This is a genomic window from Burkholderia cenocepacia, from assembly GCF_014211915.1.
GTDB lineage: Bacteria > Pseudomonadota > Gammaproteobacteria > Burkholderiales > Burkholderiaceae > Burkholderia > Burkholderia orbicola.
The window spans coordinates 948360-969690 of record NZ_CP060040.1 but is presented as its reverse complement, the minus strand read 5'-3'; the positions used below and the strand labels follow the sequence as shown (position 1 = coordinate 969690).

Here is a 21331-nt window from a genome sequence, read left to right as displayed (position 1 = left end):
AACAGGGAGAATCGACAATGAAGATCCGATCCGTTTCGCTCGCCGTATTGGTGAGCGCGAGTGCCGTGCTGATGTCCGCCTGCGTGGTCGAGCCCGTGCGGCCGCCGCAGCCGGCGCCCGTCGTCGAGGTGGCGCCGCCACCGCCCGCGCCCGGCTATCGCTGGGCGAAGGGGCATTATCGGTGGGCCGGCAATCACTGGGCGTGGGTGCCGGGGCACTGGGTTGGCGTGTACTGACACGGCAAGCGTACCGACGTGCTGCTATGCGGCTAAATCAACCTGCCGGTGGCAAGCGACCGTGCTAAATGCCGCAGCAACGGCGGCCTCTACCTCGCACGCTGAGCGGCGCAACGCAGCCTAGTCCCACCCGATCCGGTGCTTCTCTTCCGTCTCGCGATGGCGCCAGTCGTCGTCCGCATGAAGATACTGACTCGTCGTCGTGAGCGATACATGGCCGAGGTTGTCGCGCACGAGCCGCAGGTCGACGCGGCCGTCGGCCATGTGCGAGCCCGCGCTGTGGCGCAGCCAGTGCGCGGACGCCTGTTCGAGCACGCGCGCCGCCTGCTCGCCGGTTTTGCCGTTCGCGCGCAGCCGGCCGGCCGCGTGCCGGAACACCTGCTTCACGATGCGGTGCAGCGCCGCGCGCGTGAGCGGCTTGCGCGCCTGACCGAACGGCAGCACGAGCGGCGTCGGCTCGCCGTCGAGCGGTAGCGCGGGCAGGCCGTGCGTGCGCCGATAGCGCGCCAGCTCGGCCATCATCTCGTCGGTGGCCGGCACGAGCCGCTGCCGGCCGCCTTTGCCCGTCACGTCGAGCCACCAGCGTTCGTGCCCGTTCGCATCGCGCCGGCAGAAGAATTGCCCCATCGTCGTATCGGCCGCTTCGGTGATGCGCAACCCGCCGAGATACAGCAGCGTGAAGAGCCAGCGCGCGCGATCAGCATGGAAGCACGCGCGCGCATCGTCGCGCGGCATCGCGGCGATCGCGTCCTTCACCGATTGCCACAGCGGCTGCCCGAGATGGCGCGTGACGCGCGGCGCGGGCCGGCGCTGCCGTTGTCGCGACAACGCGAGCGGGTTGCCGGCGAGATAGCCGGCCTGCACGAGCCACGAGAACATCACGTTCAGGATCACCAGCGCCTGCCGCTGGCTGGCGGCCGACAGCGGCCCGTAGAACGGCCGCCAGCGCGGATCGTCGCGCGGATGCTTGCGGCCGCCGTTCGCGCACCACAGCTCGGCCGGCGCGGGCGCGAGCAGGAATTGCCGGTAGACGACGAGATCCTCGTGCGTGAGCGACGACAGCGGCTTGCCGCACGCGATCACGGCCCACAGCAACAGGCGCTCGGCTTCCTTGCGGTAGTTCTGGAACGTGGTCGGCGTATCGACGAAGCGCGCGAGCCACGCGCGCACGGCGTCGAGGTCGTTGGTCGCGGCGATCTGCGGATGCGCACTGCCCGAGCGATTGGTGCCCGTGCGTCCGTCGAGCGCGGCCGGCACGACGAGCGTATCGATCGGCAGCGGGCGCAGCGCGGTGTCGGACGAGGCGGATGAGGTCATGCGAGGGAAACGCGCTGCGCGAACCGCGCGGGCGTGGCCGGCGAACGAAGGCAGTGCGTCGAAGCGTATCGGGAAGCGCCGATGGTACACGATCGCCACACTGTGATGCCGCCGTCGATGGCGATCGGCTGGCCGGTGACGAAGCGCGCGGCGGAACTGGAACACGCTAACGTATCGGCTCGCGCGCGACATTACTTGAAGGAGAGCGGTCGAACGCGCCCTGTAAGGTGTTTGTGAACTTTCTCGCGGGGCAGTTCGTCTAATCGGCCCTCCAACGCTCCCAGAGGAACACCAGATGATTCGTCACTCCAGAAGGCTGCTTGGCGCGGCCGTCATTGCCGGCAGCATGCTCGTCGCCGGATGCCAGACCGATGCGGTGGCCACCGCGCCGAACGCCACGCGTCCGGCCGACGGCAAGCCCGTGACCAAAACCGTCTACGTCGCGCCGCAGTCCGCGCGCTGCACGGGCGTCGCGCCGATGGAGTGCCTGCAGGTGCGCAGCAGCCCGGGCGAGCCGTGGAGCTTGTGGTACGCGGGCATCGAAGGGTTTGCGTACCAGCCCGGCTACCTGTACACGCTCGAAGTCGACGAGTACCGCGTCGCGCAGCCGCCGGCCGACGGTTCGTCGATCCGCTGGGTGCTCAAGCGCGTCGTCGAGCGCCGGCAGGTGAACTGACGGCCGCGATCACGCGGAAGGCCGCGCCGTCGCCTTGACCGGCGGCGCGGCCGTATCGATCCGCCGGAACACGACGGACGACAGCAGCGTCACCACGCCCATGCACGCGAACGACAGCATGAACCCGTGCGCCATCGAGCCCCGATAGGCGGCGAACAGGTTGACGAGCCCGCCGCCGATCGACACGCCCAGCCCCATCGCCAGCATCTGCATCATCGTGAACAGGCTGTTGCCGCTGCCGGCGTCGGCATGCGACAGTCCCTTGAGCGTCACGCCGTTCATCGCCGCGAACTGCATCGAATTCGCCGCGCCGAACACGATCAGCAGCACACCTTCCAGCACCGGCGCGGGCCGCGCCGACACCAGCGCGAACCCCGCGATCGCGCAGCCGACGATTCCCGTATTCACGACCAGAAACGCCGCATAGCCGAAGCGCTTCACGAGCGGCGCGATCCACCGTTTCGCGATGACGCCCGCGATCGCGGCCGGCAGCATCATCAACCCCGATCGCAGCGGCGTATAGCCAAGCTGCACCTGCATCAGCAGTGGCAGCATGAACGGCACCGAACTCGTGCCGATCCGGCACAGCAGGTTGCCGAGCAGCCCCGAGCCGAAGTTCGGCTCGCGGAACAACCCGAGCCGGAACAGCGGCTGCGTGCGTCGCCGCGCATGGGGCAGGTACGCGAGCGCGCTCGCCAGGCCGAGCCCGGCGAGCGCGGCCGACCACGCGGCGCGGTGCGTGGACATCGGCGGGTCGATCGCAAGCGACAGCGCGATCATCGCGGCCGAAAGCAACGCACAGCCGACGAAGTCGAACGGCGGCGGTTGCGTCGCCTGGTCGTGCGGCAGGTAGCGCTGCACGGCGATGAAGCCGACCACGCCGACCGGCACGTTGACGATGAACACCCAGTGCCACGAAATCGCCTGGGTGAGCCAGCCGCCGAGCGTCGGCCCGACGATCGGGCCGAGCTGGCCGGCGATCGACACGAACGCGATCGCCGCGACGTATTGTTCGCCCGGCACGCGGCGCAGCACGGCGAGCCGCCCGATCGGCAGCAGCATCGAGCCGCCGATGCCCTGCACGGCGCGCGCGACGACGAGCTGGCCGAGCGTATGCGACGCCGCGCAGCCGATCGACGCGAGCACGAACACGAGGATCGCGACCGAGAACACGCGGCGCGTGCCGAACCGGTCGGCGAGCCAGCCGGAGGCCGGCGTGAGCATCGCCATCGTCAGCGTGTAGACGACCACGACGGGCTGCATCGCAAGCGGTGACGCATGCAGGCTTTGGGCGATGGAGGGCAGCGCGGTGTTGACGATCGTCGTATCGAGCGACTGCATGAACATTGCAGCGGCGACGATCCAGAGCAGCACGGAATGTGTGGGTTCCCGGGACATGGCGAAATCGGTGGTGCGAAAAGCCCGGCGCGTACCGGACTTCGAGCGCTCGATGGTACCGATTCCGGTGGTCATCGGAAAGTGGTATCACCGAGCGCATCGAGGACATGTTCGTCGTCGGCGGTTTCAACCGCCCCAGGACCGAGATCGAGCGGCTGTCCGCCGCGCATCGGCTGATCGGGCCGGTCGCGCGGGTGGGCGTGCATGCCCCCGACAAGATGCTTGCGCACGCATCGGTATTCACCCTGTCTCGTTACGCGGGATAGCGCATCGGCGTCGCGTGCGACCGGTACGAGGTCGCACTTTTGCAACGCTTTTTCAACGTATCCATCGGCGCACGCTTGATCGCAACGGCGACCGCCACGCGCTGATGGCCGTCCAGCCTCTTTCCACCTGCATTGTGCGATCGAAGCCAGATGCCGACGATCGCGTGTTTCGGCGTCGCGCGCCGAATACGGATACGTTCCTGAAACATTTCCCGTCAATTGCGATTCCCGCCACGACCCGTCCCGACGGATGGTGCTTTTTCCGCCTCGGTCAGCGCCGCATGGCACGCGCTTTGCGGTTCATCCGATGCCGCCGGCGCAGACGAATTTCGCCAGAACGATCCGCGCCTCCGCGGCATGTAACGACATCGAAACAAACGGGGAATCGGATCGGGTCGCGCGCGCCGTGTGCCACGGTGCATGCGCAGCGCATGTCGTATCGGTCATGCGCACGGCGCAACGCGTCCCCGGTCCGTCGAACAGCAAGCGTGCTTGCAAGGTGTCGTGCCGGGGTTCGCATCGCGCATCGCGACGAAGGTCGCATGTACGTGGCGTCGCGCCCGGCACATGTCGGGGGAGGCGCCCGTGAAAACGATAGTGAATCAATGGGCAGCGGTCGCGGTGGTGTTCGCCGCGAGCGCGCACGCGCAGGAAATCTACCTGCAGGGCGGCACGCAGGGCGTCGGCATCGGAGCGGCCGTGAGCTTCAATTCGATGCTGGGCGCGCACGCGGATTTCAACGCGATCAATCTGACGCATGACTTCACGGTGGCCGGCAATCGCTATCAGGACGACCTGAAGCTGCGCCAGGGCGGCATCTATGCCGACATCTTCCCGTGGCGAGGCAGCGGCTTCCGCGCGACGCTGGGGCTGCGCTTCAACGACGACGAACTTCACGGCGTGTCGGTGCCGACCAATGGAACCTATGTGTTCGGCGGCAAGCGCTATCCGGCGCTGCCGGGTATGTATGCGGTCGCGCAAGCGCGCTATCCGACCGTGATGCCGTATGTCGGAATCGGCTACGGACATCGACCGGCGTCGAAAGGGCTCGGGTTCGTCGCCGATATCGGCGTCGCGTACGGGATGCCGAAATGTTCGTACACGCTGTCGCCGGAACTCGCCGCGGCGGCCGGACCGGCGAAGAGCCAGGTGCTGGTCGCGAGCGGGCTCGATTCGCTGCGGCAAATGATGTCGCGCTATCGGTGGTATCCGGTCCTGCAGATCGGCATCTCGTATCGCTTCTGAGTCCTGAGTCGCGGGCGGCTCACAGCGTGACGGGTTGGCGCTCGCGAGCGGGCTCGGCCGCTCGGCGCGCCGGGCGTGCGTCGTTGCGTCTTGCGATGAACGGATGCTCGACGTAGCGGTAAGTCAGCAGCGCGCACAAGACGGCAACCAGCGCGCATGCCAGCGCGAGCGCCCAGATGGCTGAATCGCCGGCGGAATTGATCGGGAAAACGAACTTGTCGACTGCGTGGACGATCATGTACACGATCACCATGTGGATCATGTAGATGCTGAAGCTGGCGGTGCCGAGCAACGCGAGCGGCCGGGTCCTCAGTACACCGTAGAACGTATTCCCGCATGCAATGCAGAGAAACACCGGAAGCAGCGGCAGCGCGCCTTCGATCGAATAGCGCTCTTCCGGGGACGGAGACAGCGCGAGAATCAGCAGCGCGACGGTCGCCGCCGGTTTCGTGGCGAGCCGCGCGCAGATCGCGGGGTGCCGCGACACCTCGTAGGCCAGGGCGCCGAACGCGAACAGCAGCGCCATGCCGCCGGGCGGCCCGAACAACGCGGCACAGGCCGAGACGATCGCGAGCGCGAGCAGTTTGCGCCACGCACGTGTGGCGACGAACCACGCGAGAAACGGGACGGCGACGTAGAACCGCCATTCGTACGCGAGGGTCCACCAGACGCCGCTCAGATAGGGTGTTCGCTCCGCTCCGTTGATCGGGAACGAGCCGAACCAGCCGAGCGAAACGGCCTTGAGCAGGTCGGCCAGCAACTGCGTCGGTGCGCCGACGGCGTTGCCGGGAAACCAGTAAAGCGTGCAGGCGACGATGACGGCCGCGTAGAACAGATAGAGCGGCGCGAGGCGTCGCACGCGCCCGACGAAGAAGGTCCGCACGTCGAGCGTCCCTCTGCATGCGCGTTCCCAGAACAGCAGCCCGGTGACCATGAAGAACATCGCGACCGGAATCGTCCCGAGATTGCGCAGGAAATCGGTGCCGGCCCCCCAGACGCCGGTCGACAGCAACGCCTGGTTGCACGCGAAGTGATGGAAGACCACGGAGGTGGCGAGGATGCCGCGGAAACCGTCGAGATTGCGATAGCGCATCGACAGCGACTTGTCGACGGCCGACCGATAGAACGGCACGTGTCGGGCGACGAGCCACGCGATGATCGCCACGGCCGCAAGGCATGCCGGGAAGTAGAGTTTGTCGGGTGTCGGGGAGAACAGGGTTTGCAGGGCTGGCGTAACAAAGTCCACTGAAGAGCGTCTCGTGTCTTGGATCGGGATTTCAGGCACGGATGGTCCGCGTCGATGCAAGGTCTTCTGCGCGCTTCGCACGGCGTTCGATCGCCGGTCTTGTGATTCGATGGTATCAAACGATCGCGACGGCCGCGGCCCGGTGTGCAACACGATGTTTCAGCGTGAATCGGTGCGACGTCCGTGCTCGCAGCCCATGTCGCCAACGGCGCCCGCGCCGCAAATCCCGTTCCTCGCCGGCCGGACATGCGTCGTGATCGACGCGCTCGACTGGCCATTCGGCCGGCTTCCCCATCGTCCCGCGCCGGCTTACCTTGAGCGACAGCAGTTCGATGCGTCGGGCCAGTGGCGGAACGTGGATGGCTTCATGCCGTCCGCTGCGGCTGGCTCACGCCGACTCCAGGGTCCGTCCGGTCACGAAGGTGATAGCAATGCTTGCAATTTGCCTTCGTGGCGCTATCATTGATAGCAAATCTGGATGGAGGTAGTCATGGCAAATCTTCTGGTGCGTAACGTGGATGACACTATCGTTCAAAGCCTGCGCGAGCAGGCGGCGGCCAATGGCAGGAGCGCCGAGGCCGAACATCGAGCCATTCTGGCCGAAGCGCTCGGCCGGCCGAAGCGGCGGACATTTGCGCAAGTGCTGCTGAGCATGCCGGAGGTGGGCGAGGACGCGGATTTCCAACGTGTTCAGGATTCAGGCGAGGTCAGGCGTGTTTTTGATTGATACCAACGTCATTAGCGAAATCAGGAAGGGCAGGCGAACCAATCGCGGCGTGCGGGCGTTCTTCAGGCAGGCCGAAGCCGACGCCAGCCCGCTTTACCTGTCCGTCGTGACGGTGGCCGAGCTGCGGCGCGGTGTCGACCTGATCCGTCATCGCGGCGATCATAGCCAGGCGTCGGCGCTCGAGGCCTGGATCGCGATGATCCTGTCCGGCTATGCGCCGAACATCCTGCCGGTCGATATCGAGACCAGCCAGATGTGGGGGCATTTGCGGGTGCCCGACCCAACGCACGAACTCGACAAGCTGATCGCGGCCACCGCGCTGATCAACGATCTGACGGTCGTCACGCGCAACGTCGACGATTTCGCTCGCACTGGCGTCCGGTTGCTGAATCCGTTCGACTAGCGGCGCGGCAGCGGCTGGCCATCGCGCGAGGTCAAGGGAGGCAGGCTAGCGAGCGACGTATGGCTCTCGTAGGCAGTTCGGCGCGACCGCCACAATTCATGCCCGGTACCGAATGCATCAGAGCCGAAGTAAAAACGCGCAAGCCGGCGGAAAATCAGGGGCATGTCGAGACAGGCTCCATTGGCTGGCAACACTTGCCGCAGAAGGCGCAGGAGCATTTGCGCTTGTGCGCCGCATCAAAATAACTTGACGAAACGGCCGCTACCGCGTAGTGTCCGAGACCGAAGTCGTCAAGAAGTTCGATTGCTCATCATTGGCCGCACACCGTGCGGCAGTCGTTGGTCTCTCCCTCTTTGATTCTTTCTGTGCCCGTCGCGGGCGCATGTTCAATTATTTGTATTAAGGAAGTATTTGTGGATACCGGTACCGTCAAGTGGTTCAACGAAACCAAGGGCTTTGGTTTCATTTCCCCGGACAACGGCGGCGACGATCTGTTCGCCCATTTCTCGGAAATTCGCGGCACGGGCTTCAAGACCCTGGCCGAAGGCCAGAAGGTCAGCTTCGAAGTGAAGCGTGGCCCGAAGGGTCTGCAAGCGTCGAACATCACGCCGCAGTAAGCCGCATCGGCATCGGTCGCCAAGCGGCGGCCGCTGCCGGATGGAGTATCGCGCGGGGCGCCGCTTGACGGCGGCCGGCGCGTTCCGATGCGCACGACCGATGCATCGCGACATTCACGATGCATCGGTCGTGACGCCTCCCTCATCGCATGCCTGAACCGCATGCGACGCAACGCCCTCGTGACACGCACGTCGTTTCGCGAGCGCATCACCGCTTCAACGCATCAACCCGAGCAGACCGCCGCCATGCCTCAGCTGGCGCGGTCCCGACTTGCGCGGCGCTGCTGGCGCCGCAGCCACTGACCGCCCGAACGCCGCAACGCGCCGGGCTCCGATCGCAAGACAGGCCCGAGGCCCGTCTGAACGAACCGATCCCGGCTGCCTGCCGGCCGCCGTCCCGTTTGCGGGAGCCGGCGCCGGGCAGTCGCCGCGGCCGCGGTCAATCACCTTGTCTGGAGGAATTGGTTTGGCAAAAGAAGAACTGCTGGAACTGGACGGAATCGTCGACGAAGTGCTGCCGGACAGCAAATATCGTGTCACGCTGGAAAACGGCGTCGTGGTTGGCGCGTACGCGTCGGGCCGCATGCGCAAGAACCACATCCGCATTCTCGCGGGCGATCGCGTGACGCTGGAACTGTCGGTGTACGACCTCACCAAGGGCCGCATCAACTTCCGGCACAAGGACGCGAATTCCCCGCGTCCGCCGCGAAGCGGGCAGCCGCGCCGCTAAGCGGCCACGACCGGTGCGCCTCAACGCGTACCGATCGACACCTGTCCGGCTCATGGCCGGACGAACCGGATGAGCGGCGCACGGTGTGCCGTTCGTCGGTCGCCGGCGGCGCCATTGCGTCGCGGCGGCTTCTTCTGCTTCTCCCGCCTTTACCGGCGCCGCGTGTGTACTACGCTCTGGCGGCCGCGTCCTGCAGAAAATCCTCGATCACCATCGCGAATACGGCGGATATTCCTGCGTCGGGTAATGCCCGCAATTCGGTATCGTCAGGAGCCGCGCGTGAATGAAGGGGCGCCGTGCATGCCTGGCACGGATGGGGCACGTCATGCCGCCCGCCGCACGCTGACTGCCGATACCACCGCGCCCGTCAATTGAACCGCCGCGCCGGCGAACATCGCCACGTGCAGCCCGGCCGCACCGCCGTGTGCGGCTGCGAACGCCGTGCCGAGTACCGCGATCCCGAGCGTCGCGCCGGCCATCCGCGCGACGTTGACGAGCGCGCTCGCGGTGCCCGAGCGCGCCGCGTCGACCGCGCCGACCGCGACCGTCATCAGCGGGCCCGTCGCGATCCCCATCCCGAGCCCCGTCAATGCGAGCCCGATTTCGGCGCCGAGCAGGCTCGACGAGCTGGCCGACGCGCCGATCGAGGCGAGTCCGCTCGCGATCACCGCGACGCCGCCGGCCGTCGTCGCGCGTGTGCCGATACGTTCCGACAATGGTCCCGAGCACGGCGACACGGCGACGAACACGAGCGCCATCGGCAGCAATGCGAGGCCCGCGCCGGTCGAATCGAGCCGGCCGATGCTTTGCCACGTCAGCGGCAGCAGGAACAGCACACCGTACATCCCGAACGTCATGCCGGTGGTCGCGACGATCGCGCCGCGAAACGCGCTGATCCGGAAAATGTCGAGCGGCACCAGCGCGGCTTCGCCGTGGCGGCGCTCGATCGCCACGAACCCGGCGAATGACGCGACTGCGATGCAGCCGGCGATCGTGCAGGCGACCGGCGCCTCGCGGAACACGATCGCCGCATACGCGAGCGCGCCGAGCGCGAGTGCGCCCGTGACTTGCGCCGCGCCGTCGAAATGCCGGCCGTGCGGATCGGACGATTCGGGCACGGCCGGGATCGCGAGCAGCATCGCTGCGATGCTCAGTGGCACGACGACAAAAAAGATGCTGCGCCAGCCGAAGTGCCGGATCAGCACGCCGCCGAGCGTCGGGCCGATCGCCATCGCGACGCCGTTGCACGCAGCCCAGATGCCGAGCGCGCGGCCGCGTTCGACCGGATCGCGCCACACGACGCGCACGACCGCAAGCGACGCCGGCAGCAACAGGGCCGCGCCGACGCCGGCCAGTGCGCGTGCGGCGATCAGCACCGACACCGACGGCGCGAGCGCGCACAGCAGCGACGCGATCGTGAAGACCGCCGTGCCGGCCATGAAGACGCGACGGCGGCCGTACAGGTCGGCGAGCAGCCCGCCGGTCAGCAGCAGCACCGCGTACGTGAGGTTGTAGCTGTCGACGACCCATTGCAATGCGCCGACACCGGCATGGAAATAGGCGCCGATCGCACGCGTCGCAAGGTTGACGACGGCGGTATCGACCTGAGCCACGAGTACCGCGATGCACAGCGTGAGCAGCGTCACGCCGCGGCGTTCGAGCGCGTGGTTGGCGAGTTCTCCGGTATGGGCCATGGCGACGTTCCTCGGCGGGCGATCGTGCGACCTTAAGCGCTGCCTGCTGCCAGCGGGGTGTCAGCAGGTCAAAAAAGCGCGTAGCGCGCAAGCCGCATGCCCACGCGTCAGATGACGAATGGGGCTTGCGCGCGGTTTCCGTCGGCATCGATGTGGTGGTGGGGGACGGTGCGACGATCGCGGCGGCCAGTGCATTCGTGAAGGCCGGCTACGACGTGCCGCGCGGCGTGCTGCTTGCGCGGGCATGCCGGCACGTGTCGTGAGGCAGCCGAGCGACGGCGAACGGCACGCGGCTTTCTATTGGCAACGATCACGTCGATCGTCGGTTGAATGGAGGGCGCTGCCAACCGCCCGCGATTCATCCGGTGTCGCGCTTGATCGCGCGAAATCCTTCCGTCGTCGACACGAACTCCGAAAACCCGAAGGCGGACAACGCGTGCCGAAGGCACCCGGAAAGCGGCGTGCCGTAAACGGCCAGGATCGCATAGCCGTCGCGATGCATCGCGTCGCCGTGATGGTCGTCCACCGCATCCAGTATTCCGGCGCACCAGCTTTCGCGGTCGTCGCCATGACGCTGGAACAGGGTCACGCCGCCTTCGGCGGCTCGATCCAGCTCTGCCCGACGCGTATTCCAGATCCGTCTGATCACGGGATCGTTCGCGTCGCTCGTCACGACCCACGTATGCCGTGCGTGCGCGGGGATGTCGCGAATCCGCTCGCCGCTGTCGGGATCGACGATCAGTGCGATCGTGTCTCGTTTCGTCATGGTGGTCCGCGTTGCCGCTGCGAGATCGATGTTCTTTTACGCGTGCCGGTCGATCGGGTCCATACCGGATCGATTGCGTCACGCATCGCCATTGGCTTAAGATCGGCGGGAGATCATCCCACGCCTTCAGCGTCAATGAAAAAGAGCATAAGCCTGCGGGTCGCCGTCATCGCTTCGGCCGTTGCCGTGTACAGCGTCTACATGCATATCCAGCAGCTGATCAGCGGCTGTATGTGGGTCAGGGGCCATCAGCGCTGCAGTTTCGAAAACAGTACGAATTTCCAGGGACTGATGGATCTGGACCTGATGATCACCTGTTGCTGGGTCGCCGCGGCGGTGGTCGGATGGATTTCCGTTGCGCAGGGTACGAAAAAGCCGGGTTGACGGCGTCACGCGCGTCCTCTTGGACGATTACGACATGACCGCTCGATCAGGCTGGCTCTGTCAATCCGTGACAACGCGCATTCGCTGAGGAGCGGAGACGATGCGCTCGATGCATTCGCGCCCGAATGCCCGACTTCGTTGCCGGCGGACGAGATGATGTTGGTCTTCGGCGAGAGGCGTTGCATCGCGCGCCGCGCGAAGGGAGGTTCCCGTGCAATTTCCGACAGGATCAGTGGTCGCGCTCAGTTCGGCCGCGGCGACGATGTTCTCGATGGGCATGCTGTTTCTTGGCTACTGGGGGTTGCACGAGGCGCTGCCTTGGCGATTCGGCGACTACGTCGTGATCGTGCCGGCGCTGGCGGGGTTCGCGTGCCTGGCCAGCGTGCCGTTTCTCGCGACGTCGCCGATGAAAAAACCCGACGACGAGTCGCGAATGTTCGTCGCGCGGCGCGTGTTTCTGTGCGGCGCAGGCGCGGTGTGGTGTGCGATCGTCGCATCGCTGATCGTGTGAGAACAAGGGTTTCAGGAACAGCCCCGCGAACGCATCCCGAAACGTCTTACGTGAGGCCGCAACGCGCGGTTTTCACGCCGCCATTCCCGCTTTGCTTTCCCTCATCCCGTGCACTAGATTCGAAGCGTTCGTCCGTTTCAGCGCGCGAGGTGGAGCCATGACGCCGTGGGAAATTCAGGGAACCGAAATGATCAGTTGCAATTGCTCATACGGTTGCCCTTGTCAGTTCAATGCGCTGCCGACCAACGGCAACTGCGAAGCGATGGGGGCGATTTCGATCGACAGCGGCCACTACGGCGACGTGGTGCTCGACGGCGTCAGGATCGCGGTGGTGTTCCAGTGGCCGGGCGCCGTGCACGAAGGCAAGGGAAAGTGCCAGCCGATCGTCGACGAGCGTGCCAGTCCGGCGCAGCGCGATGCCGTGCTGAAGATCATGACCGGTCAGGACACCGATCCATTCGCGACGATGTTCTCGGTGTATGCGTCGACGCTCGAGCACGCGTTCGATCCAATCTTCACGAAGATCGATTTCGACGTCGATGTCGATGCGCGGCGCGGCCGGATTCACGTCGACGGGGTGTTCGATGCGACCGGCGAACCCATCCGCAATCCGGTGACGGGGGCCGAGCATCGCGTGCGGATCGACCTGCCGCACGGGTTCGAATACGAGCTGGCCGAGATCGGTTCGGGCACGGGGCGCTCGCAGGGCAACATCGCGCTGAATCTCGACGGAACCTATGCGCAATTCGCGCGGCTGCATCTGAACAATCACGGGCTGATCCGGCATCGCGCCGCGGCATGACGCCGTTCGACTCCTGGTTCGCGCGCGAGCGGGCCGTCACGCTGCTCGGCATGGCCGCGCTCGTGGGGCTGTGCTGGTTCTATCTGTGGACCGGCGCGGGAACCGGCATGTCGGCGCGGGAGATGACGACCGTCGCGCTGTTTCCGCATCGGCTGGCGGACGGCATGGGCAGCATGGACCCGTCTCTGCCGACCGTGATCGCGATGTGGTGGGTGATGATGATCGCGATGATGACGCCCGGCGCGGCGCCGCTCGTGATGCTGTACCGGCGCGTGCTGCGGCAGCACGGCGACGGGGCGGCGGGATCGGCGTTCACGTCGGTCGCGCTGCTGGCCGGCTATCTGACGACATGGCTGGCGTTCTCGATCGGCGCGGCGTTGCTTCAGGCGGTGCTGCAGCCGGCCGGGCTGATCTCCGCGATGATGCTGTGGTCGAAGAGTGCGCTGCTTTCCGCGATCGTGCTGGCGCTGGCCGGACTCTACCAATTCTCGCCGCTGAAACGTGCGTGCCTGCGGCAATGCCGTGCGCCGGCGGCATTCCTGGTCGCGCACTGGCGTCCGGGCGTTGCCGGCAGTTTCCTGCTGGGGGCGCGGCACGGCATGGTTTGCGTGGGCTGCTGCTGGTTGCTGATGGCGCTGCTGTTCGTCGGCGGCGTGATGAACGTCACATGGATCGTCGCGTTGTCGCTGTTCGTGTTCGTGGAAAAGGTGCTGCCCGGCGGCGATCGTATCGGCCGTGTGCTGGGTGCCGTGCTGATCGCATGGGCCGGTGTGACGTTGATCGTGTGATGCGTAGCGCCGGCTGGCGGGGGAAACGCGCCGGGCCCGACGGGAGACGCTCGATGAAAACCTGTTTTCACGCCGTCGTCGTGTCGTACGCGATGGCGATCGTTGCGACGTTGGCGCTCGCGAGTGGCGACATGTCCGGCATGAAGTCAGCCGACACGACCATGTCGGTGCCGGATACGAAGCTGACCGATGCCGAAGTCAAGGAAATCGACGCCGGCCGCCAGCTCGTGACGCTGAAGCACGGCGCCCTCGACAACATCGGAATGCCGCCGATGACGATGGCGTTCAAGGCCGGCGACGCGGCGATGATCCCGTCGCTGCATATGGGCGACAGGGTCCGGGTTCGAGTGGAAAACGTCAACGGCACACTGACGATCGTGAAACTGGTGAAGCGACCGTGACGACTATGTGGCCCGTGTACGGATGGACGACGTCGGTTTTTCCTGGTTCGTGCTACGTAACGCAGGGCCGGTGTTACGTCGGCGTTATCGGAATGCCAGGGCGGACCGCGCCGCGAGGCACGATCCGCACGTGATGCGCCATGCCGCGCAGTGCGGCGCGGACGGCTATCGCAGGGTGATTGTGAAATTGTGAAGAAGGCCGTTGGAAATGGCACGGTAGATGCTTGTTGGGGTGATCGCGCTGAATAGCGAACGGGGGCTTCCATGCAAGATCACTTCATCAAGGCGAACGTTGCGTTCGCCGCCATTGCCGCGGCGTGCGCGCTCGCGGCATGCGGCGGCGGCGACATTACGGCACCGACGCTGGCCGGTAACAACATCGGGACGAGTACGAGCGGGACCAGTGGCACGAGTGGGACCAGTGGCACGAGTGGATCAAGTGGCACGAGCGGTACCAGCGGAACTAGTGGAACTAGCGGAACTAGCGGAACTAGCGGGACTAGCGGAGCTAGTGGAACTAGCGGAACTAGCGGAACTAGCGGAACTAGCGGAACTAGCGGAACTAGCGGAACTAGCGGAACTAGCGGAACTAGCGGAACTAGCGGAACTAGCGGAACTAGCGGAACTAGCGGAACTAGCGGAACTAGCGGAACTAGCGGAACTAGCGGAACTAGCGGAACTAGCGGAACTAGCGGAACTAGCGGAACTAGCGGAACTAGCGGAACTAGCGGAACTAGCGGAACTAGCGGAACTAGCGGAACTAGCGGAACCAGCGGAACCAGCGGAACCAGCGGAACCAGCGGAACCAGTGGAACCAGTGGAACCAGTGGAACCAGTGGAACCAGTGGCACGAGTGGAACCAGCGGCACAGGCGGCACCAGCGGAACCAGCGGCACACCCGGCACCAACGGCATCATCAGTTCCGTCGGCGCAGTCGTGCTGGCTGCGGGCGCGACGCTCGGCGACGTGACGCTGCCGGGCGTCGGCAAGGCGGTGACGGCCGGGCCGGCCGACACGGTCACCGGCGTCGGCACGATCGTCCGCGATACGACGAACGCCGTGAGCAACGGTATCGGTCAGATCGGCTTTACGCCGAACCCGGTCGGCAGGACGGTAATGGGCCTTGGCACCCTCGTCGGCTCGACCGGCAACCCGGTCAACGGCCTCAGCGAAACGGTGAAGGCGCTCGGCTCTGGCCCGCTGTCACCGCTCGCGCCGATCACGGCGCCCGTCGGTGGCCTGCTCGACACGGTGGCCGGCGGCCTGAAGTCGGGCGGCACCATGCTCGGCGCGGCCCTGTCGTCGGCCCCGGTCCAGCAGGCGACGCAGGCGATCAGCACCGCGATCACGCCGCTCGTGACGACGGCGGGCCAGCTCACGCAGCAGGTCGGCACCGCAACCGGCCTCGGGCAGCCGGTCGCGGGCCTGCTCGGGCAGGTCGGCGGCGCGATCACGTCGGCCGGATGGAAGGTGACGTCCACGTCGCCGCAGCCGATCGTCGGCGCGGTCGGCGGCCTGGTTCGGGCAGTCGGCAACACGGTGACCAATACAGGCGGGCTCGTGAACCCGAGCGGCCCGAACGGCGCGGTGCCGGTTGCCGGTCTGGTGACGAGCGTGGTCGGCGGCATCCCGGCGACCGTGCACGATGGCTCGGCGACCGGTACGAGCGGCGGCGGCTCGCCGCTGGGCGGTCTCGCCAATCCGCTCGCGCCGGTGACGTCGCTGGTGGGCGGCCTGCTCGGCGGTGCGATCGGCAAATAGCCGGCCCGTACCGATCGTCATGCGAGGGGAACGCGATGCATGACGGGGGCCGGCGACCATCGGTCGTCGCCGGTTCGGCCGGTCGCGTCGGACGGTCCCGAAACCGCGGCCCGCTACCGACGCGTGTCGCCGGGCTTCGACGACGGCCGCGCCATCCCGCGCGCCGGCAACGGCGTCGACATCACGATCGACGTGCGCGTCTCGCCGTACAGGTTGACCCGTTCGATCAGTTGTTCGAGATGGGCCATGCTGACGGCGACGAACCGCATCACGTACGAATCCGCGCCCGTCACGTGATGGCATTCGACGACTTCGGGAATCGTCTCCAGCAGCTTGAGGAACTTCGCTTTCGCCGGTTGCGGCACCGTGATGCCGATCAGCGCGCTCACCGGATAGCCGGCCGCGGACGGATTGATCCGGGCGGTGTAGCCGTCGATCACACCGGCCGCTTCAAGACGCTTCACGCGCTCCGTCACCGCCGGCACCGACAGGTGAACCTGGCGCGCGAGCTCCGTATAGCTGATGCGCCCGTTGTCCTGCAACAGCGCCAGCACCTTCCAGTCCAGATCGTCCATTGCGGTTGGAGTTTTTAAGGGAGAGCCGCCATTTTTCCTTAAAAACCGCATTCAGCGGGGGCCGGACTTTCCCTACGATGCCTGTTCGAGCCACTGGATGTTGCAAGGAGCAGGCGATGTTGTTCATCAAATCCGTCGTGATGGGGCTGTCGATCGCGGTGCCGGTCGGCCCGATCGGCATGCTGTGCATTCAGCGCAGCCTGAGCCGCGGCTTCCAGGCGGGCTTCGCGACGGGCATCGGCGCAGCGTGCGCCGATGCGATTTACGGCCTGCTCGGCGCGCTGGGCGTCGCGGGCATCGTCACCGCGTTCCCGATGCTGACCGTCGGCCTGAAAATCGGCGGCGGCGCGTTTCTCGTCTGGCTCGCATGGACCATCGCACGCCAGGCGCCGGCCGCGCCGGCGGGGCAACGCGACCTGCCGCGGTCGACCGTCCTGCGCGATTTCCTGACGACGTTCGGCCTCACGCTGTCGAACCCGATGACGATCGTGTCGTTCGTCGGGATCTTTGCGGCGCTCGGCCCGTTGCCAGGGGCGCGGGAAGGCGCGATGTGGGCGACCGTCGCGTGGATGGTGGCCGGCGTGTTCATCGGTTCGGCCATGTGGTGGCTGTGCCTGAGCAGCGCGAGCGCCGCGCTGCGCACGAAGCTGTCGTTCGCGTTCATGCACGGGCTGTCGCGTGTGTCGGCGGCCGTCGTCGCGGTATTCGGCGCGATCCAGCTGGTCGCGGGCGTGCGCGGGCTGATCTAGGCGCGCGTGCCGGTGGGGTTCCTTGCGCCGATGTGCGTGGCCATCAGAACGTATAGCTGACCTTGCCGAACGCGGTGCGCCCGAGCGTGTTGTAGCCGTACGCGGTCATGTATTGCCGGTCGAACAGGTTCGACAGCGACGCCGACACGGTCAGGTGCGCATTGATCCGGTACGACGCGCGCAGGCTCACCGTCAGGTACGACGCCAGATACTGCCGGTTGGCCGGATCGTCGAACGTCGAGCCGCCGTACAGCAGCGACGCGCCCGTGCTGAGCGCGTGCAGCTTCAGTTCGTCCCACGTGTGGTCGACGTTCAGGCTGACCGTCTGGCGCGGCCGGCGGCTGAGCCAGGTCTGGTTGGTTTCGTCCTGCGGATTCAGGATGCCGACCGCGACGCTCACCGGCGTCGAACGGCCGATCGTCCCCTTGTACGACAGGTCGATGCCGCGAATGTGCGAACGGCCGATGTTCATCGGCGAGAACGTCGCCGGGTTGTACGCGATCAGGTTGTTGACGCGCGTGTCGTAGATCGCCGCGGTGAACATGCCGTACGCCGTGTTCGCGTCGAGCGCGGCCTCGACCGACGTGCTGCGTTCCGGGCTGAGGTTCGGATTGCCGTAGCCGGGGTAGTACAGGTCGTTGAAGGTCGGCAGGCGGAACGCATTGCCGTACGACACGCGCGCCGTGTAGACCGGCGTGATCGCCCACGACAGCGCGGCGTTGCCGGTGTTCACCGCTTGCCCGGCGATGATCTCGTGACGGCCGGCCACGAACATCGTCACGCGGCCGAACGTCGCCGACTGGTGCAGCGAGAACGCGGAATCGTTGCGCGTCGGCACGCCGCCGGGAATGTCGACCGGCAGGAACGCCTGCTCGCGCGTGAAGTCGTACGCGAGCTTCGATTCGCCCGACAGCGGCAGGCCGAACAGGTGAAACCCGTGCTCCTGATGGGTCAGCGACGTCGACGTGCTGATGCGCTGCGAATTGATCTGGTCCGTCGCGAGCGCCGGGTTGTCCGCGTAGATGAACTGGCGGTCGTTCGCATAGCCGAACGACTGATCGAACTGCGTATCGGGCGTGATGTCGAGATGGAACGCGACGCCGGTCGTCAACTGGTGATCGAGCTCGCGATTCGCGTAGCCGCTGTTGTCGTAGGACAGATCGGAGCGGTGGTACAGCGCGAACGTCGAGATCGACCAGTTGTCGCGCGCATAGCCCAGCCGCGCATCGAGATCCTGCGCGTGATACGGATTGCGGCCGTCTTCGTGGCCGTAGAAGAACGGCCGCGTCGCATCGATGCCGGCCGTGTTGTAGTCGTGCAGCCCGAGCGAGTAGGTGAGCCCGCCGAGCGCGGCCAGCGGCCCCGTCGGCGGCACCGTGCCCGACGTGCGGAACTGCGTGTCGAACGTCTTGTTCGAGCCGCCGCCGAACGACACGGTGGTCCGGTTCGGCTGGTTGGCGGCGCGGCGCGTGAAGAGCTGCACGACGCCGCCCATCGCGTTGTTGCCGAACGACGCGGCGGCCGGCCCGGAGATCACTTCGACGCGCTCGAACGCTTCGGTCGGCAGGTCGGCCCACGGCGCGATGCCGGTGGTCGGCGAGCCGATCCGGATGCCGTCGATGAACACGGCGACCTGGCTCGCCGACGAGCCGCGGATGCTGACCGATGCGGACGAGCCGGGCCCGCCGTTCTGCGCGACGGTCACGCCCGGCAGCGTCGCAAGCGCCTGCGTGATGCTCGGGTCGGCGGGCGACAGCCGGTCGAGATCCTCGCGCGTGAGCACCTGCGTCGATGCATAGCGGCGGTCGAACGATTCGGGCAGATGCCGTGTGTCGGTCACGCTGATCGTCGGCAGGTCCGCGCCTGACGCAGGCGCGGCGGGCTGCGCCTGCGCCGTGTCGCCAGCCGCATGGGCGAGCGGGGAAAGCAGCGCGGTAGCGGCGGACGTGGCAAGCAGGTGACGAATATTCATGAGACAGCGGGACCAAGCGTGTGGCGTGTACGGCGATCGTGAGCCGAGGGCGGGCAAGGGGCGCATGCCGACGGCGTGTCGGTGCGACGCTTCCGGTCGGGAAGCGGATTCGGGAACGATGGACATCTGACGGATCCTGAGGTCGGGTCGTCCATGCAACGGGCGGCCGCCGGGGGCGGCGCCTGGCGCATCGGGACACCCCGCCCGGTGCGGCTGCTGGACCTCGGGTCGATGGCAGGTCTCCTGGCTCGCGGGTCGTCGTCCGTGCGGGCCTTCCCGGTTTCCCAGTGGCATGCGGTGGCACGGATTCGCCGCTCACAGTTGCGGGGGCAGCCGCAGCTTCGAGGCGTTGCCTCGCCTGCGTTCCCTTTTGATCCCGTCTCCGGGAACCATCAGCGCGCAAGGGTAATGGCGCGCCCTCCGGCGCGTCAATCGTGCGGCCGGGTGGGGATGTAAAAAAACGTCATTGTCCGGCGGCGGAGTGCCGGATTCGCTCGCGCTCTCCCGACGGTACAACGTTTCACGTCTGATGAAACCGGCGGGTCGAGCGCGTGACTTCGCGCCGGGCGCGACTGGCTGATTCCGCCACCGGGGACGATCGACAGCGCACGGCAGCGGCGCACCGACGATCTCCACGGCACCCGTGGTCCGTCGCTGCCGACGTTCGTTCTGAATGCCGCGGCGGCGCGTCGTTACATGTGCGTGCCGCCATGCGCGCGGCCGCCCGGGTCGCCGCCGCGATCGGGCGGCGTATTGTTCTGATCGATCTTCGCGAGCACGAAGCCGGCGGGCGGCAACGCGGCGGGCGAACGGTGCACTGCTTGCCCGGCTGCGGGGTGAGGCGCGGCGGCGGGAAAACCGGATGACGTCACATCCGGTTGAGCGAACGCCGGCAGGGAGGCGGCCGCGAGGGCGGCGGCGGCGATCGCGTGCGTATTCATGGCGACTCCTTCACGACTGAATTCAGGACGACGTAATCAGTCTAGGGCGCGAAACTAAACGCGCCGTGAAGGGGCGGCGGCACGCATGACAGGATCTTCATGCGCGCCGCGACGGTCAGGCGGGCGCCGACACCAGCGCGCAGAAGTTCTCGAGATCGACGTTGCCGCCGCTGATCACCACGCCGACGCGCTTGCCCTGCAGCGCATCCTTCATCCGCCGCACGGCGGCGAACGACAGGCAGCCGGTCGGCTCGACGACGATCTTCATCCGCGTGGCGAAGAAACGCATGGACTCGACCAGTTCCGCGTCCGTCGCGGTCAGGATGTCGTCGACGTCGCGGCGCAGGATCGGGAACGTCAGGTTGCCGAGGTGCTGCGTCTGCGCGCCGTCGGCGATCGTGCGCGGTGTGTCGATATGCACGATCGTGCCGGACCGGAACGATTGCTGGGCGTCGTTGCCGGCTTCCGGCTCGACGCCGTACAGCTTCGCGTGCGGCGACAGCGCGCGCGTGGCGAGCGCGGTGCCCGACAGCAACCCGCCGCCGCCGAGCGGCGTGAACACCGCGTCGAGCGGGCCGACTTCGTCGAACAGTTCCTTGGCCGCGGTGCCCTGGCCGGCGATCACGTCAGGGTGATCGTAGGGCGGAACCAGCGTGAGCCCATGCTTTTCCGCGAGATCGCGCCCGATCTGCTCGCGATCCTCGGTATAGCGGTCGTAGGTCACGACATTGCCGCCGTAGCCGCGTGTCGCGGCCATCTTCGCGGCCGGCGCGTCCTGCGGCATCACGATCGTCGCGGGAATGCCGAGGATGCGCGCCGACAGCGCGACCGCCTGCGCATGGTTGCCCGACGAGAACGCGACGACGCCGTGACGGCGCTGTTCCGCGTTGAAGCGCGACAGTGCGTTGAACGCGCCGCGGAACTTGAAGGCGCCCATGCGCTGCAGGTTCTCGCACTTGAAGAACACCTGCGCGCCGAGCGCGTCGTCGATCGTCCGCGACGTCATCACCGGCGTGCGGTGCGCATGGCCTTCGAGCCGGGCCGCGGCGGCGACGACGTCGTCGTACGTAGGGAGAGTCGGAGAATTCATGGTCGCTCGAGAGTCGAAAAGGTCAGTCAACGGGAA

The 21331-nt window shown here is 66.7% G+C and carries 25 protein-coding genes, 1 pseudogene and 1 riboswitch; of the genes and pseudogenes, 16 read left to right on the top strand and 10 right to left on the bottom strand.

Annotated features, from left to right (window positions below; genetic code table 11):
• Window positions 1–17 precede the first annotated feature (17 nt).
• Window positions 18–236, top strand: a complete 219-nt coding sequence (locus SY91_RS20880; RefSeq protein ID WP_011547630.1) for a YXWGXW repeat-containing protein — start codon at window positions 18–20, stop codon at window positions 234–236.
• 120 nt (window positions 237–356) lie between these two features.
• Here SY91_RS20880 and SY91_RS20875 read toward each other — a convergent pair whose 3' ends face one another.
• Window positions 357–1553, bottom strand: coding sequence for a tyrosine-type recombinase/integrase (locus tag SY91_RS20875; RefSeq protein WP_034175270.1), 1197 nt, complete (start codon window positions 1551–1553; stop codon window positions 357–359).
• Between the two features lie 295 nt (window positions 1554–1848).
• On the opposite strand from SY91_RS20875, the gene SY91_RS20870 reads away from it, so the two are divergent.
• Window positions 1849–2229: a DUF4377 domain-containing protein gene (locus SY91_RS20870; RefSeq protein WP_006478962.1), complete on the top strand. Its 381-nt coding sequence runs from the start codon at window positions 1849–1851 to the stop codon at window positions 2227–2229.
• Between the two features lie 9 nt (window positions 2230–2238).
• On the opposite strand, the gene SY91_RS20865 is transcribed toward SY91_RS20870, so the two are convergent.
• Window positions 2239–3627 (bottom strand): DHA2 family efflux MFS transporter permease subunit, encoded by a 1389-nt coding sequence (locus SY91_RS20865; RefSeq protein ID WP_185921341.1) that lies wholly within the window; start codon window positions 3625–3627, stop codon window positions 2239–2241.
• Window positions 3628–3734: 107 nt separating this feature from the next.
• On the opposite strand from SY91_RS20865, the gene SY91_RS20860 reads away from it, so the two are divergent.
• Window positions 3735–3893: a hypothetical protein gene (locus tag SY91_RS20860; RefSeq protein ID WP_175806639.1), complete on the top strand. Its 159-nt coding sequence runs from the start codon at window positions 3735–3737 to the stop codon at window positions 3891–3893.
• Here SY91_RS20860 and SY91_RS20855 read toward each other — a convergent pair.
• The gene (locus tag SY91_RS20855) at window positions 3881–4102 is read right to left on the bottom strand and encodes a hypothetical protein (protein ID WP_034174773.1); all 222 of its coding nucleotides are present in this window, start codon (window positions 4100–4102) and stop codon (window positions 3881–3883) included. The genes SY91_RS20860 and SY91_RS20855 overlap by 13 nt on opposite strands.
• Window positions 4103–4460: 358 nt before the next feature.
• Between SY91_RS20855 and SY91_RS20850 the strand changes: the two genes are divergently transcribed.
• Window positions 4461–5138: a hypothetical protein gene (locus tag SY91_RS20850; RefSeq protein WP_175681298.1), complete on the top strand. Its 678-nt coding sequence runs from the start codon at window positions 4461–4463 to the stop codon at window positions 5136–5138.
• A 19-nt stretch (window positions 5139–5157) separates the two neighbouring features.
• Here SY91_RS20850 and SY91_RS20845 read toward each other — a convergent pair whose 3' ends face one another.
• Window positions 5158–6384 carry an acyltransferase gene (locus SY91_RS20845; protein ID WP_185921340.1) on the bottom strand — a complete coding sequence of 409 codons (1227 nt, stop codon included), beginning with the start codon at window positions 6382–6384 and terminating at the stop codon, window positions 5158–5160.
• 490 nt (window positions 6385–6874) lie between these two features.
• On the opposite strand from SY91_RS20845, the gene SY91_RS20840 reads away from it, so the two are divergent.
• From SY91_RS20840 to infA, 4 genes are all read left to right on the top strand, one after another.
• The gene (locus tag SY91_RS20840; protein WP_011547638.1) at window positions 6875–7111 is read left to right on the top strand and encodes a FitA-like ribbon-helix-helix domain-containing protein; all 237 of its coding nucleotides are present in this window, start codon (window positions 6875–6877) and stop codon (window positions 7109–7111) included.
• Window positions 7098–7514 carry a type II toxin-antitoxin system VapC family toxin gene (locus SY91_RS20835; RefSeq protein ID WP_027807311.1) on the top strand — a complete coding sequence of 139 codons (417 nt, stop codon included), beginning with the start codon at window positions 7098–7100 and terminating at the stop codon, window positions 7512–7514. Before SY91_RS20840 ends, SY91_RS20835 begins: the two co-directional genes overlap by 14 nt.
• Before the next feature lie 413 nt (window positions 7515–7927).
• A complete protein-coding gene (locus SY91_RS20830) occupies window positions 7928–8131 on the top strand; it encodes a cold-shock protein (RefSeq protein ID WP_006483056.1) in 204 nt (67 codons plus the stop codon).
• A gap of 466 nt (window positions 8132–8597) precedes the next feature.
• Complete coding sequence (gene infA, locus SY91_RS20825) at window positions 8598–8861, top strand: translation initiation factor IF-1 (protein WP_006483034.1); 264 nt, start codon at window positions 8598–8600, stop codon at window positions 8859–8861.
• Between the two features lie 323 nt (window positions 8862–9184).
• Here the strand turns inward: infA and SY91_RS20820 are convergent, their stop codons facing one another.
• Window positions 9185–10555 carry an MFS transporter gene (locus SY91_RS20820; RefSeq protein WP_006478970.1) on the bottom strand — a complete coding sequence of 457 codons (1371 nt, stop codon included), beginning with the start codon at window positions 10553–10555 and terminating at the stop codon, window positions 9185–9187.
• Between the two features lie 140 nt (window positions 10556–10695).
• Here SY91_RS20820 and SY91_RS20815 point away from each other — a divergent pair.
• Window positions 10696–10838 (top strand): annotated as a pseudogene (locus SY91_RS20815) (phenylacetic acid degradation protein PaaY); the annotation flags it as partial.
• Between the two features lie 75 nt (window positions 10839–10913).
• Here the strand turns inward: SY91_RS20815 and SY91_RS20810 are convergent.
• Window positions 10914–11321 carry a hypothetical protein gene (locus tag SY91_RS20810; protein WP_185921423.1) on the bottom strand — a complete coding sequence of 136 codons (408 nt, stop codon included), beginning with the start codon at window positions 11319–11321 and terminating at the stop codon, window positions 10914–10916.
• A 135-nt stretch (window positions 11322–11456) separates the two neighbouring features.
• Here SY91_RS20810 and SY91_RS20805 point away from each other — a divergent pair, with 135 nt between their 5' ends.
• The 6 genes from SY91_RS20805 (at window position 11457) to SY91_RS20780 (ending at window position 15968) form a co-directional block, all read left to right on the top strand.
• Window positions 11457–11705 carry a hypothetical protein gene (locus SY91_RS20805; RefSeq protein WP_006478971.1) on the top strand — a complete coding sequence of 83 codons (249 nt, stop codon included), beginning with the start codon at window positions 11457–11459 and terminating at the stop codon, window positions 11703–11705.
• Window positions 11706–11916: 211 nt separating this feature from the next.
• Window positions 11917–12216, top strand: coding sequence for a hypothetical protein (locus SY91_RS20800; RefSeq protein WP_105797622.1), 300 nt, complete (start codon window positions 11917–11919; stop codon window positions 12214–12216).
• Between the two features lie 157 nt (window positions 12217–12373).
• On the top strand, window positions 12374–13018 hold the full coding sequence (locus tag SY91_RS20795) for a DUF1326 domain-containing protein (protein WP_124547541.1): 645 nt from the start codon (window positions 12374–12376) through the stop codon (window positions 13016–13018).
• A complete protein-coding gene (locus SY91_RS20790; protein ID WP_124592125.1) occupies window positions 13015–13806 on the top strand; it encodes a DUF2182 domain-containing protein in 792 nt (263 codons plus the stop codon). The genes SY91_RS20795 and SY91_RS20790 overlap by 4 nt, the downstream gene beginning before the upstream one ends.
• A 53-nt stretch (window positions 13807–13859) precedes the next feature.
• Window positions 13860–14207 (top strand): copper-binding protein, encoded by a 348-nt coding sequence (locus tag SY91_RS20785; protein WP_185921406.1) that lies wholly within the window; start codon window positions 13860–13862, stop codon window positions 14205–14207.
• Window positions 14208–14471: 264 nt separating this feature from the next.
• Entirely contained in the window at window positions 14472–15968 is a 1497-nt protein-coding gene (locus SY91_RS20780; protein WP_185921339.1) for a collagen-like triple helix repeat-containing protein, read from the top strand.
• A gap of 113 nt (window positions 15969–16081) precedes the next feature.
• On the opposite strand, the gene SY91_RS20775 is transcribed toward SY91_RS20780, so the two are convergent.
• A complete protein-coding gene (locus SY91_RS20775; protein ID WP_034174778.1) occupies window positions 16082–16543 on the bottom strand; it encodes an Lrp/AsnC family transcriptional regulator in 462 nt (153 codons plus the stop codon).
• A 116-nt stretch (window positions 16544–16659) separates the two neighbouring features.
• Here SY91_RS20775 and SY91_RS20770 point away from each other — a divergent pair, with 116 nt between their 5' ends.
• Window positions 16660–17292 carry a LysE family translocator gene (locus tag SY91_RS20770; RefSeq protein ID WP_034174779.1) on the top strand — a complete coding sequence of 211 codons (633 nt, stop codon included), beginning with the start codon at window positions 16660–16662 and terminating at the stop codon, window positions 17290–17292.
• A 43-nt stretch (window positions 17293–17335) separates the two neighbouring features.
• Here SY91_RS20770 and SY91_RS20765 read toward each other — a convergent pair whose 3' ends face one another.
• From SY91_RS20765 to SY91_RS20755, 3 genes are all read right to left on the bottom strand, one after another.
• Window positions 17336–19264, bottom strand: a complete 1929-nt coding sequence (locus SY91_RS20765; protein ID WP_124476969.1) for a TonB-dependent receptor domain-containing protein — start codon at window positions 19262–19264, stop codon at window positions 17336–17338.
• 215 nt (window positions 19265–19479) lie between these two features.
• Window positions 19480–19673, bottom strand: a riboswitch (cobalamin riboswitch).
• A 283-nt stretch (window positions 19674–19956) separates the two neighbouring features.
• Window positions 19957–20205, bottom strand: coding sequence for a hypothetical protein (locus tag SY91_RS20760; RefSeq protein ID WP_034174780.1), 249 nt, complete (start codon window positions 20203–20205; stop codon window positions 19957–19959).
• A gap of 115 nt (window positions 20206–20320) precedes the next feature.
• The gene (locus SY91_RS20755) at window positions 20321–21295 is read right to left on the bottom strand and encodes a threo-3-hydroxy-L-aspartate ammonia-lyase (RefSeq protein WP_124591652.1); all 975 of its coding nucleotides are present in this window, start codon (window positions 21293–21295) and stop codon (window positions 20321–20323) included.
• Window positions 21296–21331: the final 36 nt, after the last annotated feature.

Coding starts and splice junctions, on each gene's coding strand:
- SY91_RS20880 (WP_011547630.1), top strand. CDS start 18: ATGAAGATCCGATCCGTTTCGCTCGCCGTATTGGTGAGCGCGAGTGCC.
- SY91_RS20875 (WP_034175270.1), bottom strand. CDS start 1,553: ATGACCTCATCCGCCTCGTCCGACACCGCGCTGCGCCCGCTGCCGATC.
- SY91_RS20870 (WP_006478962.1), top strand. CDS start 1,849: ATGATTCGTCACTCCAGAAGGCTGCTTGGCGCGGCCGTCATTGCCGGC.
- SY91_RS20865 (WP_185921341.1), bottom strand. CDS start 3,627: ATGTCCCGGGAACCCACACATTCCGTGCTGCTCTGGATCGTCGCCGCT.
- SY91_RS20860 (WP_175806639.1), top strand. CDS start 3,735: ATGTTCGTCGTCGGCGGTTTCAACCGCCCCAGGACCGAGATCGAGCGG.
- SY91_RS20855 (WP_034174773.1), bottom strand. CDS start 4,102: ATGTTTCAGGAACGTATCCGTATTCGGCGCGCGACGCCGAAACACGCG.
- SY91_RS20850 (WP_175681298.1), top strand. CDS start 4,461: ATGTCGGGGGAGGCGCCCGTGAAAACGATAGTGAATCAATGGGCAGCG.
- SY91_RS20840 (WP_011547638.1), top strand. CDS start 6,875: ATGGCAAATCTTCTGGTGCGTAACGTGGATGACACTATCGTTCAAAGC.
- SY91_RS20820 (WP_006478970.1), bottom strand. CDS start 10,555: ATGGCCCATACCGGAGAACTCGCCAACCACGCGCTCGAACGCCGCGGC.
- SY91_RS20810 (WP_185921423.1), bottom strand. CDS start 11,321: ATGACGAAACGAGACACGATCGCACTGATCGTCGATCCCGACAGCGGC.
- SY91_RS20805 (WP_006478971.1), top strand. CDS start 11,457: ATGAAAAAGAGCATAAGCCTGCGGGTCGCCGTCATCGCTTCGGCCGTT.
- SY91_RS20795 (WP_124547541.1), top strand. CDS start 12,374: ATGACGCCGTGGGAAATTCAGGGAACCGAAATGATCAGTTGCAATTGC.
- SY91_RS20790 (WP_124592125.1), top strand. CDS start 13,015: ATGACGCCGTTCGACTCCTGGTTCGCGCGCGAGCGGGCCGTCACGCTG.
- SY91_RS20785 (WP_185921406.1), top strand. CDS start 13,860: ATGAAAACCTGTTTTCACGCCGTCGTCGTGTCGTACGCGATGGCGATC.
- SY91_RS20780 (WP_185921339.1), top strand. CDS start 14,472: ATGCAAGATCACTTCATCAAGGCGAACGTTGCGTTCGCCGCCATTGCC.
- SY91_RS20775 (WP_034174778.1), bottom strand. CDS start 16,543: ATGGACGATCTGGACTGGAAGGTGCTGGCGCTGTTGCAGGACAACGGG.
- SY91_RS20770 (WP_034174779.1), top strand. CDS start 16,660: ATGTTGTTCATCAAATCCGTCGTGATGGGGCTGTCGATCGCGGTGCCG.
- SY91_RS20765 (WP_124476969.1), bottom strand. CDS start 19,264: ATGAATATTCGTCACCTGCTTGCCACGTCCGCCGCTACCGCGCTGCTT.
- SY91_RS20760 (WP_034174780.1), bottom strand. CDS start 20,205: ATGAATACGCACGCGATCGCCGCCGCCGCCCTCGCGGCCGCCTCCCTG.
- SY91_RS20755 (WP_124591652.1), bottom strand. CDS start 21,295: ATGAATTCTCCGACTCTCCCTACGTACGACGACGTCGTCGCCGCCGCG.